Annotated in this window: 13 protein-coding genes and 1 pseudogene; all 14 read right to left on the reverse strand. The window is 65.9% G+C overall.

Annotated elements, in window-relative coordinates; translation table 11 throughout:
- Nucleotides 1–66: 66 nt before the first annotated feature.
- The 14 genes and pseudogenes from RAD15_RS11295 to dnaA all read right to left on the reverse strand — a co-directional run bounded on the left by RAD15_RS11295 (nucleotide 67) and on the right by dnaA (nucleotide 16,399).
- Nucleotides 67–717, reverse strand: a complete 651-nt coding sequence (locus tag RAD15_RS11295; protein ID WP_458177256.1) for a 2-hydroxychromene-2-carboxylate isomerase — start codon at nucleotides 715–717, stop codon at nucleotides 67–69.
- On the reverse strand, nucleotides 714–1,202 hold the full coding sequence (locus tag RAD15_RS11300) for a DUF2867 domain-containing protein (RefSeq protein WP_458177258.1): 489 nt from the start codon (nucleotides 1,200–1,202) through the stop codon (nucleotides 714–716). The genes RAD15_RS11295 and RAD15_RS11300 overlap by 4 nt, the downstream gene beginning before the upstream one ends.
- On the reverse strand, nucleotides 1,199–2,593 hold the full coding sequence (locus tag RAD15_RS11305) for an MATE family efflux transporter (RefSeq protein ID WP_458177261.1): 1,395 nt from the start codon (nucleotides 2,591–2,593) through the stop codon (nucleotides 1,199–1,201). Before RAD15_RS11305 ends, RAD15_RS11300 begins: the two co-directional genes overlap by 4 nt.
- 361 nt (nucleotides 2,594–2,954) lie before the next feature.
- Nucleotides 2,955–4,250 carry a UDP-N-acetylglucosamine 1-carboxyvinyltransferase gene (gene murA / locus RAD15_RS11310; protein ID WP_458177262.1) on the reverse strand — a complete coding sequence of 432 codons (1,296 nt, stop codon included), beginning with the start codon at nucleotides 4,248–4,250 and terminating at the stop codon, nucleotides 2,955–2,957.
- Between the two features lie 132 nt (nucleotides 4,251–4,382).
- On the reverse strand, nucleotides 4,383–4,850 hold the full coding sequence (locus RAD15_RS11315; RefSeq protein ID WP_458177264.1) for a hypothetical protein: 468 nt from the start codon (nucleotides 4,848–4,850) through the stop codon (nucleotides 4,383–4,385).
- Between the two features lie 272 nt (nucleotides 4,851–5,122).
- On the reverse strand, nucleotides 5,123–7,558 hold the full coding sequence (gene gyrB, locus RAD15_RS11320; RefSeq protein WP_458177266.1) for a DNA topoisomerase (ATP-hydrolyzing) subunit B: 2,436 nt from the start codon (nucleotides 7,556–7,558) through the stop codon (nucleotides 5,123–5,125).
- Between the two features lie 273 nt (nucleotides 7,559–7,831).
- Nucleotides 7,832–8,527 (reverse strand): hypothetical protein, encoded by a 696-nt coding sequence (locus tag RAD15_RS11325; protein WP_458177268.1) that lies wholly within the window; start codon nucleotides 8,525–8,527, stop codon nucleotides 7,832–7,834.
- Between the two features lie 140 nt (nucleotides 8,528–8,667).
- Nucleotides 8,668–10,839: a hypothetical protein gene (locus tag RAD15_RS11330; protein ID WP_458177270.1), complete on the reverse strand. Its 2,172-nt coding sequence runs from the start codon at nucleotides 10,837–10,839 to the stop codon at nucleotides 8,668–8,670.
- 107 nt (nucleotides 10,840–10,946) lie between these two features.
- Nucleotides 10,947–11,681 (reverse strand): hypothetical protein, encoded by a 735-nt coding sequence (locus RAD15_RS11335; RefSeq protein ID WP_458177272.1) that lies wholly within the window; start codon nucleotides 11,679–11,681, stop codon nucleotides 10,947–10,949.
- A 91-nt stretch (nucleotides 11,682–11,772) separates the two neighbouring features.
- On the reverse strand, nucleotides 11,773–12,909 hold the full coding sequence (gene recF / locus RAD15_RS11340; RefSeq protein ID WP_458177274.1) for a DNA replication/repair protein RecF: 1,137 nt from the start codon (nucleotides 12,907–12,909) through the stop codon (nucleotides 11,773–11,775).
- 89 nt (nucleotides 12,910–12,998) lie between these two features.
- A pseudogene (locus RAD15_RS11345) lies at nucleotides 12,999–13,363 on the reverse strand (DUF559 domain-containing protein).
- Between the two features lie 248 nt (nucleotides 13,364–13,611).
- A complete protein-coding gene (dnaN, locus tag RAD15_RS11350) occupies nucleotides 13,612–14,730 on the reverse strand; it encodes a DNA polymerase III subunit beta (protein WP_458177276.1) in 1,119 nt (372 codons plus the stop codon).
- 4 nt (nucleotides 14,731–14,734) lie between these two features.
- On the reverse strand, nucleotides 14,735–14,866 hold the full coding sequence (locus RAD15_RS11355) for a hypothetical protein (protein ID WP_458177278.1): 132 nt from the start codon (nucleotides 14,864–14,866) through the stop codon (nucleotides 14,735–14,737).
- Between the two features lie 123 nt (nucleotides 14,867–14,989).
- Nucleotides 14,990–16,399, reverse strand: coding sequence for a chromosomal replication initiator protein DnaA (gene dnaA, locus RAD15_RS11360; RefSeq protein WP_458177280.1), 1,410 nt, complete (start codon nucleotides 16,397–16,399; stop codon nucleotides 14,990–14,992).
- Nucleotides 16,400–17,053 lie beyond the last annotated feature (654 nt).

Genomic DNA, 17,053 nt, shown 5'->3' on the forward strand with positions numbered 1-17,053 from the left:
CAGCCGGTGAGATGCGTAATTTGATCGGGATCAACGCGGATGCACGGCTGGCCGCGGCATGTTGCCCTACCGTTTCGCCAGGCCCTTGCCTTGCATGCGCCAAACCAGCAGGTCGATGCGGTCCTGGCCGAAAAACGGCTCGCTCTCGAACACGAAGGTCGGCACGCCCCAATGGCCGGAGGCGGCATGGACCTTCTCGTTCTCCGTGATCACCTGCTCGTAGCGATCCGGATCGGCGCTGATCGCTTCATCCATCGCGGCGAGATCGAAGCCGGCGCTCTCGGCGGCGCGCGCGAGGTGATCGCCCTCGTTCCACCCCGCCACCGAGCCGTCCCACAGCACGCGCGCGATCGCAGAGGTGAATTCGAGCGAGCGTCCCTCGAGCTGGGCCATCGCCCCCAGCCGGGTCAGCCGGTGGATGTAGGGCTGCTCGCTGGCGACATCGAACGTCGCCTTGTCCTGCACGATCGGATCGGGCCTCGGAAAGCGGAACGGAATGCCCTCGTGTTGCGCCACGCGCGTGCTGTCGAGCACCACATAGCGAATGAAGTTCGGGCTGGCCTTTTTGAAGAAGCCGGGCACGCGGACCGCGAGCGGGTAGACCGGCCGCAGGTTGACCGCGAGGTCATACTCCGCGACGAGCTTCAATGTCTTGGGCAGCGCCAGATAGCTGAAGGGACTGCGATAGGAGTAGAAGAGGTCGACTGACAGGGTCATCGCGCCGGCTCCACGATGCGTCCCATCATGCCGCGCACCACGAGCTTGTGGAAGGGCATGATGAGGGTGAGGTAGGTCCGGCCGAGCAGATTGTTCGTCCGCACCAATGTGGTGGACGTTACCTGACGGCCAGCGGCATCGCTCGAAACATCGACCACGAAGCGGAAGTCGAGATGGGAATCGTCGAAGCCGGCGACCAGCCGCTCCGGCGTTTCGCTCAGCACCGGAAACAGGCCGATCAGGCCGCCAGGCGCGTACGCGCCTTCGCCCGATGTCTTCAGTCCGAACGGTTTCACCAGGATGTTGCGCAGGCGCAGCAGCGCATCGATCCAGCGCGGTCCGTGCAGCACCATCCGAACGCAGGCCTCGCGGGCATTCACTGTCGCGGCGCCGATCTCGACGCGAAACGCGTCGATGAACTGCGCGCCGGCCAGCAACGCGTTCGCATCGACTTCAGGTGTGACTTCGCGGACTGCCCTGTTCATCCCGCCAATCTGCGCGTCAGCATCCTGAAGCGCAAGATCAGGAGCCCGGCATAGACGAAGGTCCCGACCGAGAACCCGACCCAGACGCCGACCGCGCCGAGGTGGGCGTTGAACGCCAGCAGCCAGGCGATGGGAAAGGCGATGCCCCAATAACCGATCGCCGCGAACACCAGCGTCATCCTGGTGTCGTTGATGCCGCGTAGCGCGCCGCCCACGATGGTCTGCAGGCCGTCGGCGATGAAGAAGGTCGAGCCGACCAGCAGCAGCGTCGCGGTCAGCTCGATGGTGGCCGCGCTCTCCGCGCCGCCGCCGAAGAACAGCTGGCCCAGCTGGTAGCGGCCGAGAATGATGGCGATGGTCAGCGCGGAGACCAGCACGATGCCGAGCAGGGCCGCGACGAGCCCTGCGCGCTTCACCGCGGCCGGCTCGCCACGGCCGAAGGCGTGGCCGACCCGCACTGTTGCCGCCATGCCGATGCCGAGCGGGACCATGAACAGCGCGGCGGTGACCTGGAGCGCGATCTGGTGCGCCGCCAGCGCCGTGGTCGAGATCAGCCCCATCAGCAGCGCCGCCGAGGAGAACAGGCCATATTCCATCAGCAGCGAGAACGAGATCGGTGCGCCGATCGCGATGAGCTCGCGCATCAAGGGCCAGTCGATCCGCCACAGACGGGCGAGTGGATGATAATCCGCGAACGGCTTGCGCAGCCCCGCGATGGCGAGTGCCGCGATGAAGGTGCCGAGATTGACCAGCGTGGTCGCAAGCCCCGCGCCGAACAGGCCGAGCTCCGGCAGGCCGAACAGGCCGTGGATCAGGGCGTAGACCAGCGCCGCATTGACCGGGATCGCCGCAATGGTGATCCACAGCGGCGCCTGCGGCCGGTTCACCGCGCTCATCATGCTGCGCAGTGCGATGAAGCCGAGCGCCGGCGCGATGCCCCAGGCCAGCCCGTTGAGATAGTGCTGGGCGAGCGCGGCGGACTGCGGCACCTGGCCGAGCGCGAGCAGGATGCGCTCGCCGTAGAGCGGCGAGGCCATCATCGGCAGCGAGCTCAGCAGCGCGACCCACAGGCCGACGCGCAAGGAGCGGCGGATGCGCCCGACGTCGCCGGCGCCAAAGGCCTGCGCGGCCAGCGGCGACACCGCGGACATCAGTCCGAGCCCGAAGGTGAAGCTGACGAAATAGACGGTATGCGCCAGCGCCGCCGCGGCGACCGAATCCTCACCGAGCCTCCCGATGAACGCCAGATCGGTCGTGATCATCGCGATCTGCCCGAGCTGCGTCAGCATCATCGGCACGGCCAGCCGCAGCGTCTCGACGAACTCCTCGGCGAGATGGTTTGGCGGCACGCCGGCTTGCGGCTGCGATTGATGTTGCACGGTGTCGAGCATGGCCCGCTCAATAGCACAGCCACACGTCGAAAACATGGCTCGTGCTCTCGTGTCCCGGACGCGGTGCAGCGCGCAGCGCTGCTCCGCAGAGCCGGGACCCAGAAATCACGGGCGCAGTTCTCGGTTAGATGGGCCCCGGCTCCGCAGCGCATCACTGACGTGCTCTGCGTCGGGGGCACGCAAGGGGGTGAGGGGGCACTATCCGCTAGCTCGGAGTCGTAGGGTGGGCAAAGGCGCACTTGCGCCGTGCCCACCACCTATCAAATGCTGCAACAGATGCCGTGGGCACGCTTCGCTTTGCCCACCCTACGATACTGTGCGAGGGGCGCCAACTTCTGCCGCAATGGTAGAAGAAGTCGCCTCAGCCCTTCCGCTCCGGCACGCGCTTGATCTTCGCGCCGAGCGCGTTCAGCCGTTCCTCGATGCGCTCGTAGCCGCGCTCGATCTGGTCGGCGTTGTTGATGGTGGAGGTGCCTTCGGCGCAGACCGCGGCCAGCAGCATCGCCATGCCGGCGCGGATGTCGGGTGAGGTCATGGTCGCGCCGTGCAGGCGGCTGGGACCTGCGATGATGGCGCGGTGCGGGTCGCACAACACGATGCGCGCGCCCATCGCGATCAGCTTGTCGACGAAGAACATCCTGGATTCGAACATCTTCTCGAACATCAGGATCACGCCCTCGCATTGCGTGGCCGTGACGATCGCGATCGACATCAGGTCGGCCGGGAAGGCCGGCCAGGGCTGGTCCTCCAGCTTCGGCACGTGGCCGCCGAAATCGTCCTGGATCTTCAGCGTCTGGTTCGAGGGCACGATGAGATCGTCGCCCTCGATGCGGCAGACGATGCCGAGCCGCTCGAAGCCCAACAGGATCGAGCGCAGATGCTCGACGCCGGCGCGCACGATGCGCAAGGGCGAGCGCGTCACGGCGGCAAGCCCGATCAGCGAGCCGACCTCGATATGGTCGGGCTGGATGCGGTAGGTCGTGGAGCCCAGCGTCGCCGGTCCGTGCACGATCATGGTGTTGGTGCCGATGCCCTCGATCCTGGCGCCGAGCGCGACCAGGAAATTGGCGAGGTCCTGCACATGCGGCTCGGAGGCCGCGTTGCGCAAATAGGTGACGCCGTCGGCGGCGACCGCCGCGACCAGCGCGTTCTCGGTCGCGGTGACGCTCGGCTCGTCCAGGAACACGTCCGCGCCGGTCAGTTTTGAAGCGCGGAATTCCAGCCGGTCGGTCGCGGTGACCTTGGCGCCGAGTTGCTCCAGCGCCAGCACATGCGTGTCCAGACGCCGGCGGCCGATGACGTCGCCGCCGGGCGGCGGCAGCATCACTTCGCCGCAGCGCGCGAGCAGCGGGCCCGCGAGCAGGATCGAGGCGCGGATGCGCACGCACAGCTCGGGGTCGAGGTCGGCGGCGCTGATGCTTTTGGCGTGGATCTGAAGCGTATTGCGGGCGGTCCATTCGGCGGACGCGCCGACCGAGCGGATCAGCTCGACCAGCGTTTCGGTGTCGCGGATCCGCGGCACGTTCTCCAGCGTCACCGGATGCTCGGTGAGCAGGGCGGCGGCGATGATCGGCAGCGCCGAATTCTTGTTGCCGGACGGCTCGATCGAGCCCGAGAGCCGGTGACCGCCCTCGACGATGTACTGGATGGGCGCCAAGTGGATTCTCACTGTGCTGTTGGGTGGGCCGGGCCTGTTTCGGGCGGAAACTACAGAGAATTGAGCGCGGTAGCAATTGTGCTGGCCCACGGTTTGGGCCGTCGGTCGGCCCCAAGGAGACTTAGAGGAGCCTTAGAACAGGCCGATGATATTCGCCACCACATAGAGAATGGCGATCAGCAGCAGCGCGCCGATCAAGACGAAGGAGATCTCGATCGCGATGGCGCCGGTGCCGAGCGTGGCGGCCACGGCGGCGAGGAGCTTCTCTTCCCGGAAAATCAGGGAGAGAACCGAAAGCAGGATAGCGAGCAGGCCGAGCGATATCGCGGTGACCGATGCTGTTTCGCTCCAGCTTCGTCCGGCCGATTTTTCCGACCTGGGCGCCTGATACTCCACGCCCTTCACGCGCGCGATCACGCGGTCCTTGATGCGGTGCCCGGTGTCGACGATGACCTGGTCCGCCGGTGGCGGCGGAAACACCATCGGCACCACCCAGTGCGGTAGCACAGCCGCCATCAGCGCCAGCACGCCGACAATGCTGCCGATGATGCCGAGACGGCGGGAGGGCGTGGCTGGAGTGGTCGTTGCTGAGGCGGTCATGACGTGGTGCTTCCCGGCCGGAATTGGCCAATGGGTTCACGCCATTTTCGTCGCGACAGCGGGCGGCGAGGTTCAGGAGTGGTGTTGCCACGACGGTGGTGCGCCCCCTCCCCAGCTTGCGGGGAGGGTTGGGGTGGGGGTGTCTCCGCGGTGGGGTCGTCGAAATCTACGGAGAATATCTCCGCGAGGAGAGAGCCCCCACCCGCCGCGCTCTGTGAGCGCGTCGACCTCCCCCGCAAGCGGGAGAGGGTGCAGCGAGTGCTTGGCCGCCCTCAGATATCGATCGTCGCGCTCAGCGAGTGTTCCTGAATAAAATCGCGGCGCGGCTCGACCACGTCGCCCATCAGCTTGGTGAAGATGTCGTCGGCCTCGTCGACCTCCTTGACCTTCACTTGCAGCAGCGAGCGCACGTCGGTGTCGAGCGTGGTTTCCCAGAGCTGCTCGGGGTTCATCTCGCCCAGACCTTTGTAGCGCTGCAGCGAGATGCCCTTGCGGCCGGAGTCGGTGACCGCTTCGAACAGGTCGGACGGACCGTGGACCACGTGCTCGCTGTCCTTCCGGCGCAGCTTGCCGGAGCGGGCATAGACGTCCTGGAGTTTTGGCGCGTACTCGTCGAGCTTGCGGGCTTCTGCCGAGCCGAGCAGCGCGTCGTCGATGATCGCCGTTTCCTTGACGCCGCGCACCGTGCGCTCGAACAGGAAGCCCTGACCCTCGACGAACTGGCCGATCCAGCCGCGCTCGACCTCCTCGGCCTGGTTGTCCAGCCGGGTTGCGATGTACTGCGCCGCGGCCGCGGCGTTCTCGGGGTTGCCGTAGACGGACTTGTTCAGCACGCCGGTGATCGCGGCCTGCTCGATGACCTTGCGGTTATAGCGGCTGTGCAGATTACGCAGGATGCTGCGGACGATTCGCGCGTCGTCGACCAGCGCGCGCAGATCGCGCCCGGTTCGGTCGCCACCGGTGCCGGGAATGAAGACGCAGTCGTCGAGGCCGGCGTCGATCAGATAGTCTTCCAGCGCGCGCTCGTCCTTCAAATACTGCTCGGACTTGCCGCGCGAGACCTTATAGAGCGGCGGCTGGGCGATGTAGAGATAGCCGCCGTCGATGATGTCGCGCATCTGCCGATAGAAGAAGGTGAGCAGCAGCGTGCGGATGTGGGCGCCGTCGACGTCGGCGTCCGTCATCACGATGATCTTGTGATAGCGCAGCTTCTCGACCGAGAACTCGTCGCTGATGCCGGTGCCGAGCGCGGTGATCAGCGTGCCGATCTGCTCGGATGACAGCATCTTGTCGGGGCGCACGCGTTCGACGTTCAAGATCTTGCCGCGGAGCGGCAAGACGGCCTGGAATTCGCGGTTGCGGCCCTGCTTGGCGCTGCCGCCTGCCGAGTCACCCTCGACGATGAACAGTTCGGACTTGGCCGGATCCTTCTCCTGGCAGTCGGCGAGCTTGCCGGGCAGCGAGGAGACCGAGAGCGGGCTCTTGCGCGTCAGCTCGCGCGCCTTTCGCGCAGCTTCGCGCGCGGCGGCGGCCTGGATCACCTTGCCGACGATCATCTTGGCTTCCGAGGGATGCTCCTCGAACCAGGCCTGCAGGGCCTCGTTGAGCACGTTCTCGACCACCGGGCGCACTTCCGAGGACACCAGCTTGTCCTTGGTCTGCGACGAAAACTTAGGATCGGGGACCTTCACCGACAGCACGGCGGTGAGGCCTTCACGACAGTCGTCGCCGGTCAGTGCGATCTTTTCCTTCTTGGCGTTGGCCTCGGCATAGCCGTTGACCTGGCGCGTCAGCGCGCCGCGGAAACCGGCGAGATGGGTGCCGCCGTCGCGCTGCGGGATGTTGTTGGTGAAGCACAGCACGTTCTCGTGGTAGCTGTCGTTCCACCACAAGGCGGCCTCGACGCCGATGCCGTTGGCTTCCGCGCGCACCATGATCGGCGCCGGCACAATCGCCTTCTTGTTGCGGTCGAGATATTTGACGAACTCCTCGACGCCGCCGGAATAGTGCATCTCCTCGCGCTTCTCGACCGCGTGACGCATGTCGGAGAGGGCGATGTTGACGCCGGAGTTGAGGAAGGCGAGCTCGCGCAGACGATGCTCGAGCGTGGCGAAATCATATTCGATGTTCTTGAAGGTCTCGCTCGAAGCGAGGAACGTCACCTCGGTGCCGCGCTTGCCCGGCGCATCGCCGACCATCTTGAGCGGTGCGACGGCATCGCCATGGGCGAACTCGATGTAGTGCTCCTTGTTGTCGCGCCAGATCCGCAAGCCGAGCTTGCTCGACAGCGCGTTGACCACGGAGACGCCGACGCCGTGCAGGCCGCCGGAGACCTTGTAGGAGTTCTGGTCGAACTTACCGCCGGCGTGCAGCTGGGTCATGATGACCTCGGCCGCCGAGATGCCTTCGCCCTTGTGGATGTCGACGGGAATGCCGCGGCCGTCATCGCGCACGGTGACGGAATTGTCGGCATTGAGCACGACGTCGACGCGCGAGGCGTGGCCCGCGAGCGCTTCGTCGATCGCGTTGTCGACGACCTCGTAGACCATGTGGTGCAGGCCCGAGCCGTCGTCGGTGTCGCCGATATACATGCCGGGACGCTTGCGGACGGCATCGAGACCCTTGAGCACGCGGATCGATTCCGCACCGTATTCGCTCGGATTGGAGGGCTCGTTTTCGGCAGCGGGCTGCCGAGCAGGTTCTGTCATGAGAGGCCTTCGAGATGTCGCCCGAATCAGCGGCGCAAAAGGCGCTGATTTCAAAGCTATTTGTGCCATGAAAGAGGGCTTGCGCCTAGCGCAAAGTATCTTCCGGCAACCCTTTGATGAAATGGGGTTTTTGGGCCGGTTTTCAAGGCCTCCGAAGGTCGATTCCGGGGCCCGCGAAAAGCCCGATTCGAGATCCGTTTTGGGGCCTCAAAGGCGTGGATTTTGCGGGGGCGCAGAGGCCCGTTCCGAGGCGCCCAGAAACGGCCTCTGGGTTCAGTAGATCTGATCCGGCTTCCTGTCGTCGTCACCCAACCTGAGGCCCCAAGTTTCGCCGGCGGCCACGGTAATGGTGTCGGTGCGCACCCGATGGCCCGATACGAGCAGCGCGTAGGAATACGTGCCGGGCGGCAGATCCAGCATTTGTGGATGGTTGACGCCGCCCGCGATCTCGATGGTCTGGTCGTTGATCTCGAGCGAGGCCACATCAGGTACAAGATAGCCGAAGATCAGCCGCGCTTGTCCTGCTATCGGCAGGAAGTTGGCCTTGGCCGCGACCTCCGTATTTCGCTGCACCAGGTCGACCCTGGTCTCGCCCTTGGCGCGGTCGAGGGTCAGCATGCCCGGTCCCTTCGGGGAGGCGAAGACGAGCAGCGCGCGATCGGCGGCGACCATCGTGCCATCAGGCTTCTCCTGCCAGCCGCGCTTTCCGAGTTCCGCGCGGTAGAAGGCCAATACGTCGCTGAGCTCTGCGGGCACCTGGGCCTTGAGCTCGAGCCGGAACGGGACTTCGATGCCGGACGCGCGCGAGGTGCTGAAGCTCGAGTGGCTGGCTCGCTTCGGCACGGGCATGTCGGCGTGGGGATCTGCTGCGGTCAGCGGCTCCTGCGAGCAGCTTGCAAGAAGAGTGAGGCCGCACACAAGCAGCCGCCATCGTGCCGGGACCTTCGTCCCGGGCCTTACCGTCGTCATACCACCTCTCCAGGGATGCCGCGCGTCGCGATCCTCGCGCGATGGGGCGGCTGCGACACGGTCGCTGCCGCCCCTCAACGACTAGTCGCCCCACAAACCTGATGGGTTCAACCTGGCCGTTGCAGGCGCAGGCGACAGGCTCAGTACATCTGCAGCGGCAGCACGTCGCCGCTCGGGCCCACCAGGAGGCCCCAGGCATCGCCTGCGGCAACGGTGAGGGTGTCGGTGCGGGCAGGCTGCCCGGGCATGCGCAGCGCGTATTGATACTTGCCGGGCGGCAGGTCGAGCATCGGGCCTTTCGGCGATTGCGGGCCGCCGGCACCGGCTGCGATCTTCACCGTCTGATTGTTGATCGTCAGCGACGCCTCCTTCGGCCCGATATTGCCGAGCATCAGCCTCGCCTGTCCCGCCTTGGGCATGATGTCGGCCTTGGCTGCTGCTTGCGGATTCCGCTGCACCAGGCTGACCGTGGTCTCTTCCCTGGCGCGGCTGAGCTTCAGCACGGCCGGTCCGTCCGGCGAGGTGAACGCGAGCTCTGCCCGCTCGGCCGTGACCGTCGCGCCGTCGGCCTTTTCCTGCCAGCCGCGCTTGGTCAGCTCCGCGCGATAGAAGGCGAGAACGTCGGAAAGCTCCGCAGGGATGCTGGCTTCGAGCTCGGTGCGGAACGACTGGTTGCTGCCGGGGAACTTCGTGGAGCTGACCCCGCTCGAGCTGCGCTGCGTCGGCACGGGCAGGGCGGCATCGGGATCGGGCTTCAGTGGCTCGGTCGACTTGGCTTGCGCCGGCTTTGCTTCAGCCGATTTGGTCTCGACCGGCTTCGCCGCGGCCACGACCAGGCCGGAGCCGTTGGCGCTGACATTCACCTTCGGGCCCATCTGCATCACGGTCATCGAGATCGACTTGCCGGCCTTGGAGAACGTCATCACCGCCATGTTGGGCTGGTTGATGACGGAGGGCTGTTCCTTCCAGCCCGCATTTTTCAGCGCTGCGCGGTAGAAGGTGCCGAGCGCTGTGACGCTGGACATGGAGGAGAATTGCAGTCGGCCGTCGCTGCCTTCGAACTTCACGTCTTCGGCGTTTTCGGGCAGCGGCACCGGCGTCTTGCTGTCGGCAAGCGTATTGAGCGGCGCATCGGACAGCGCGGCCGCCTGCGTCTTGCGCCTTGCTTCGTCGCCGGCGATGAGTTGCTTGGCCGTACCAAGCGCATCCGCAAGGAACCTCTCGTCGGCTTCCTTCTTCGCCTTGGCGCGGGCGGCGAGCGCGGAGTCCTTCACCTGCGCGGTCAGGCTGACCATGGTGAAATCATACTTGCGGCCGAGCCGCAGCACGCCGGTTTCTTCCGTCGTCGAGATCTTGATCGCGACCTCGTCGCCGGGGGCGAGCGGCGCGCTGCCATCCTCCTGCCAGCCGCGCGCGGCGAGCTCGCGATGATAGAAGGCGAGCACGGCAGGCAGCTCGGCCAGCGCGGCGGCCGACATCTCGCGCTTGTTCGAGCTTGCGCTGCCGAGGCCCCTGGCCGTCTTGGTCGGGTTCGGCCGCGGCAGGCCGGCAAGATCGTCATCGGCCTTGAGCTCGCCGGGCAAGGCAAAGGGCGCGATCCGGATGTCGACATTGGTGCGGCCGTCGTCGCGGCGCGTCAGCGTCAACATCACCGGCTTCTGCTGGTAAAACTGGGTCGTGTCGCCCTCGGGATGGTCGTAGAAGGCCCGCACGCCGTTCGGAACGGTCTCGTCGAGGCCGGCTTTGGTCCAGCGCGCGGCCGTTTCCGGCGTGAGCTTGCGCCAGCCGATCGCAGCCATCTGGCTGGTGTAGAAATCCGACGTCGCCTCGAGCGTTTCAGGTGCGATGCAGCCGAGATAGGGCCTTGTGCCGTCGAACACGAGGTCGATCGCGCCTTCGGGAAACGGCACGTTCGAATAGATGCGGTCGTCCGAATAATGCACCACGGACTGGTCCGGGCGGCCGAGTCCCTGGGTGAGGTAAACGGAAAGCCCCTGCCGTCCCTTCTTGAAGTTCAGCGTGGTGCTTTTCTCCTCCAGCGGCCGCACATAGGGCACCCAGCCGTCGGCGCTCAGGAGCTTTTTCACCGCCGGCGATGTCACGGCTTGCGGCGTCGGCATGCGATATTCGAGGCGGTAGCGCTCGGGGTGCGAGGTGTCTTCCACGGCGCCCTCGAGCTGCGGCAGCGTGTGGACGTCGACGATACCGCCGTCGGCGGCGGCCGCGATCGAGCAGCTCGCCATCAGGATGAGGCCGCATGTGAGCAGCCGCCAGCGGGCCGGGACTTGCGTCCCGCGCGGGATCGTCGACATCGTCAAAACTCCTGGATTTCGCGCGGGTCTATCCCTCGCGCCATTGTGGGCTGCGCCACCGTCGGCGCGCCCTTTAGACGAGGAGTCGCGGCAGGAACCGGGCAGGTTCAATACAGATGGAGCGGTGACCACGCGTCGCCGTCGCGCCCGACCGTGAGCTCCCAGGTATCGCCGGCCGCGACGGTGAGGGTGTTCGTGGCTGCTGGATGGCCCGGCACGGTCACCTCATAGGGATATTTGCCGGGCGGCAGATCCAGCGCGACCGCGTTGGTGCCGCGGGCGCGCGTGATGGTCCGTTCGTCAATCGTGAGCACGGCGTCCGTCTCGCCGATATTGCTGAACACCACCTTGGCCTGGCCGGGTTCGGGAGCGCGGGTCGCCGTATCCGTGTTCTTCTGCACGAGCTCGACCGAGGTGCTGTTGTTCCTGCGTCCGAGCTCCAGCAGCGCCGGTCCCAGCGGGGAGGCGAAGGTGAGCTGCACGTGATCGGCCGCGATCACCGCGCCAACATGCTGTTCCTGCCAGCCGAGCTTGCCGAGCTCGGTGCGATAGAAGACGAGCACGTCGCCGAGCCCGGCGGGCACGGTGGCCTCCAGCCTGGTGCGGAGCGGGGCTTCGATGCCGCTCACCACGGTGGTGTGGATTCCTCGATAGCTGTAACGGGTCGGCGCGGGCAGCTTGGTCCCGGTGTCAGGCGTGAGCTCGGTCGAGAACAGCTGTGGCAGCTGCGACACCCAGGCTCCGGCGCTCGCCGCGAGCATGCAGATCGCGAGGAAGCAGAGGCCGCACGCAAACGCCAGCCATCGTGCCGGGAATCGCGCCCCGGTCATCACCGTCCGCATCTTTCTCTCCAGGGATATCGCGCGCTACGCCACCGCCGCCGCGCGCTCAAAAAGCTAGTCGCGGCGGGAAACGCTCGGGTTCAACGGCGCTCTAGCGTCGCGCGGAAACGCGTCCGCTCTCGACGTCAAAGACCTCGCCTCCGGCGCCGATTTCGGCGAAGGCGGCCGGGTCCGCGCCGGTCAGCCACACCTGTGCGCCGAGCTTGCGCAGCTCGTCGAACAGCGCCGCGCGGCGGTTCGGGTCGAGATGGGCGACGACCTCGTCGAGCAGCAGCAGCGGCACGATGCCGGTCATCTCGGCGACCAGGCTCGCATGTGCCAGCACCAGCCCGATCAGCAGCGCCTTCTGCTCGCCCGTGGATGCGTCGCGCGCGGGCATGCTCTTCGGCGCATAGATGACCTGGAGATCGGTGAGATGCGGACCGTCGGTGGTGCGGCCGGCGATGGCGTCGCGCGGACGGTTGTCGCGCAGGATCTGGCGGTAGCGGTCCTCGACCGAGGTCGCGGTCTCGGTCAGCAGCGCGTTCTCCATCCAGCCGTCGAGCGCGATCTGCGCCGACGGAAATGCGGATTGCTGCGCGCGCGCATTCAGCATGCCGGTCAGCCGCGCCGCGGTCTGGCCGCGGGTTGCCGCCACCGCGACCGCAAGCTCGGCGGTCTCGCGCTCGATCGCGCCACACCAATGTTCGTCATAATTGCGCGTCTCGAGCAGGCGATTGCGCGAGCGCAGCGAGCGGTCGAGCGCCGAGATGCGGCTGGAATGCTCGCTGTCGATGGCGAGCACCAGGCGGTCGAAGAAGCGCCGCCGCTCCGAGGCGCCGCCCATGAACAGCCCGTCCATCGCCGGCGTCAGCCACACCATTCGGATATGGTCGCCGAAGGCGGTGGCCGAATTGACCGGCTCGCGATCGATACGGCAGCGCCGGCTCACCGTGGTGTCTGGCCGCGGCGCATCGATGCCGGTGCCGAGCGTGGCAAGCCCCAGCGCGCCCTCGACCTGCGCCGACACGGCCCAGGAGCCGTCGCCCTGGTTGTCGGCGACGTCTTCCAGCGTGGCGCGCCGCAAGCCGCGTCCCGGCGACAGGAACGAGATCGCCTCGATGCAATTGGTCTTGCCCGCCCCGTTCGACCCGACCAGCGCCACCATGTCGGCCGCCGTCTCGAGCCCCGCCGCCCGGTAATTGCGAAAATGCGTCAGCGTCAGACGATGGATGCGGGAGGGGGTCATGAGTTGTTCGTCATGGACGGGATTCTTCCCCTCTCCCCTTGTGGGAGAGGGTGGCGCCTCACGAAGTGAGGCGACGGGTGAGGGGTATGTTACCGCCCGGCGAGCTTTGCAAGGATGTCCTCCAGTACAGCTTCGGATCGCTGCAACACGTCGTTGTTCCAGTAACGCGCTATCGCGAAGCCTTCAGCGGACAAAGCTGCGTCACGAACCGCGTCGCCTTGTGATTCTGCGTGCTGGCTTCCGTCAATCTCGATCACGAGAGTTCTCTCGAACAGACGAAATCGAGAATGTAATTCTTGAAGGGAACCTGCCGGCGAAACTTGAATGTGGAGAGTCGACGATCCCTCGGCAAGCGCCACATGGCCCTCTCGGCATCAGTCGGCTCGTGCCGCATGTTCTTCGCAAATTGGCGGAGATGTCTGGCGATCGGTCGATGGTGCGGGTCCTGTGCCACCAGCGTTCATTCGGAATGCGACGGAGGTATTGCACCTATTCCCTCTCCCCTTGTGGGGGAGGGTGCCGGCGCGAAGCGGTGGCGGGTGAGGGGTTGTCTCCGCATAGAATGTGCGGCGAGAGGACCCCTCACCCGAGTGAGGCCTTGGCCAATAGCGGAGCTGCCCTCTCCCACAAGGGGAGAGGGCGCAGCAACGTGCATCGCGTTCGGTTCTAGAGGCAGCGTGCGCCGGCGAGGGAGCACGTCCCTCACACCCGCATCGGCATCAGCACGTACAGCGCACTCTTGTCGTCGCGGTCCTGGACCAGGGTGGGCGAGCCGGGATCGGCGAGCCTCAAGGTGGCGACGTCGCCTTCGATCTGGGCGGCGATGTCGAGCAGATAGCGGGAGTTGAAGCCGATATCGAGCGCGTCGGAGGCGTATTCGACTTCGAGTTCTTCGGTCGCGCTGCCGGAATCCGGATTGGTTACCGAGAGCACCAGCTTGCCCGGCGACAGCGAGAGTTTTACGGCGCGGCCGCGTTCGCTGGAGATGGTGGAAACGCGGTCGACCGCGTTCTCAAAGTCCTTCTTGTCGACGACGAGTTCCTTGTCGTTTCCTTGCGGGATCACGCGGCCATAGTCGGGGAAGGTGCCGTCGATCAGCTTTGAGGTCAGCACGACGTTGCCGATCGTGAAGCGGATCTTGGCCTGCGACAGCTCGATCGTCATCTCGGCGTCGGTGTCCTCGATCAGGCGCTGCACCTCGCCGACCGTCTTGCGCGGCACGATCACGCCGGGCATGCCCTCGGCGCCCTTGGGCTGGACCAGGTCGAGCTGGGCGAGGCGGTGGCCGTCGGTGGCGACGCCGCGCAGGGTCGCGGCCTTCGCTGAACCTGCGGCATGCAGATAGATGCCGTTGAGATAGTAGCGTGTCTCCTCGGTCGAGATCGCGAACTGGGTGCGGTCGATCAGCCGCTTGACGTCCTTGGCGGCGAGCGAGAAGGAATGTGACATGTCGCCGGCGGCCAGATCCGGGAAATCATTCTCCGGCAGCGTCTGCAGCGTGAAGCGCGAGCGCCCGGCGCGGATCGCCAGCACGGCGCGGTCGCCGTCGGCTTCCAGCACGATTTGCGAGCCATCGGGCAGCTTGCGCACGATGTCGTAGAACATGTGCGCCGGCACGGTGGTGGAGCCGGCGGTCGCGGTTTCCGCTGCCAGCGTTTCCGTCACCTCGAGGTCGAGGTCGGTCGCCTTCAGCGACAGCTTCGCGTTCTCGGCGCGGACCAGCACGTTGCCGAGGATCGGAATCGTGTTGCGGCGCTCGACCACGCGATGGACATGGCCCAGCGACTTCAGGAGTTGCGCGCGTTCGACCGTAACCTTCATTGCACTACTCGCCCGATCCCCAAGGAGAAACACCAACGTTGGAAAAGCCGGGCAGCGGGACGCGCGCCACGGCACCGAAGACCCCGGAAAGCCGGATCATCCAGCCGATATGACCAAAGCCGTCAGGGTCGCGCAAGGTGTCTCGGATGGCCCCCGGATTCAAGGGATCGGGGGCAGTTCCCCACGATTTACCCCTGGAAACGCAACCGCCGCCCGGGGCGTAGCCAGGGCGGCGGGAGAATGGCAGGAGGCTAGGCGTTTATTCCTGAAGCTGGCGCTTCAGCGACTCGACCTCTTCCGACAGCGCGGTGTCCTTGGAAACCAGTGCCTCGATCTTGCGCACGGCGTGCAGCACCGTGGTGTGGTCGCGCCCGCCAAAGCGGCGGCCGATCTCGGGGAGCGAGCGCAGGGTCAGCGTCTTGGCGAGATACATCGCCACCTGGCGCGGGCGGACCACGTTGGCGGTCCGGCGCGAGGACAGGAGGTCGGAGCGGCTGACATTATACTGCCGTGCCACCACGCGCTGGATGTCCTCGATCTTGATCCGCTTCGGCTCCTGCGGCCGGACCAGGTCGCGCACCTCGCGCTCGGCCATCTCCAGCGTCACCGGCTGGTTGTTGAGCTTGGAATGCGCCAGGAGGCGGTTGATCGCGCCTTCGAGGTCGCGGCCGTTATGGGTGATGGTACGTGCCAGATAAAGCAGCACCTCCTCCGGCACGTCGAAAGTCGCATGATGCGCGCGGGCCGCCGCGACGCGCGACTTGAGGATGCCGTGCCGCAGCTCTTCCCCGAGCGAGCCCATCTCGACGACGAGGCCGCCTGCGAGGCGCGAGCGCACCCGGTCGTCGAGGCTTTCGAGATCGGACGGCGGACGGTCGGCCGCGATCACGACCTGGCGGCCGGCATCGATCAGCGCATTCAGCGTGTGGCAGAACTCGGCCTGGGTCGACTTGCCCTGCAAAAATTGCAGGTCGTCGATCACGAGCACGTCGATGCCGCGCAGCGCTTCCTTGAAGGCGAGCGCGGTCTGCGTCTTCAGCGCGGCGACGAAGCCGTACATGAATTTTTCAGCGGTGAGATAAAGCACCTTGCGCTCGTTGCCGGAGTTGCCGGCCCAGGTCACGGCCTGGAGCAGATGCGTCTTGCCGAGGCCGACGCCGGCATGGATGTAGAGCGGGTTGAACATGACAGGATCGCCGCGGCGCCCTTCGGCGACCTGACGCGCGGCGGCGTGCGCCAGCGTATTGGAACGGCCGACGACGAAGCTCGCAAAGGTCAGGCGCGGATCGAGCGGCGAGCCGCCGAGCGCGTCGTGATTGGCCGAGACCGGCGCGGTTGCGGTCGAGCGCAGCTCCGCGATGGGCGCACGGCGCGCCTCGACCGGCGCGGGCGCTTCCTTCGGCGGCGCGATCGGGCGCACCGCGGAACGGACCGTGAGGTCGATGCGATGCACTTCGGGCATCTCGGCCTGCCAGCACGACAGCACGCGCTCGGCATAATGGGCCTGGATCCAGCTCTTCAGGAAGCGGGTCGGCACCGAGAGCCGCACGCTCTCCTCCTGCACGCCTTCCAGGTCCATGCGCGCAAACCAGCTCGTGTAAACGTCCTCGCCAACATTAGAGCGCAGCCGGCTCTTCACGCGTGACCAGCGATCCTGTTCCATTGTCATCGTCAGAAAACTTCTCTTGAGAGATAAGGTTGCGTTGTGAACGCCATCCAGAGCCCAGCCGGGATCCCTGGAATGGCGCGACCTCAAGCGAGTCCATCGTCAGGCATGGCTCGACCGTTCGGCGCGAATGCCGCGGGTCAGATCAGCGATGTCGAAGATGGAGAGTTCGCGAGGTCAGCGCGTACTCGACGCGCCCTCACACGTCGGAGGCTGAACGCAGGACGGATCGGAAACGGCATCGTTGAACGATGATACGTGAGTCAATACCGCGTTGAATCCGTAGGACATGATACCTCCCCGTCCTGCCGTGATTGCTCACGGCAAGGTCCTGCGTGTCTGAAAGACAACCGCCCCTGAAGTGTTCCAGTCGCGAATGCCCTGCCCGTCTGTACGTGTCGTCCGCCCGGCTTCGCCATCCTGCGTATCGGGGTAGCCTTGGGATGTCTCTCGTTAGCGCTGGGCGCGAGCGAGAAGATCTCGCTTGGAGACATTCAGACAAAGAGCTACCGTTCCCATATTGCTATGGGTTTTGAACCGACAATCGCTTGGTAAAGCGTCGCCAACGTGCACACCGCCGCCGATTTGCACGCTCGCCCCGTTTCCGATACCGCGCTGGTCTCAAGATCGTGGGCGCCGCTGACGACTTAAGGAATA

This window comes from Bradyrhizobium sp. 14AA, assembly GCF_054185205.1.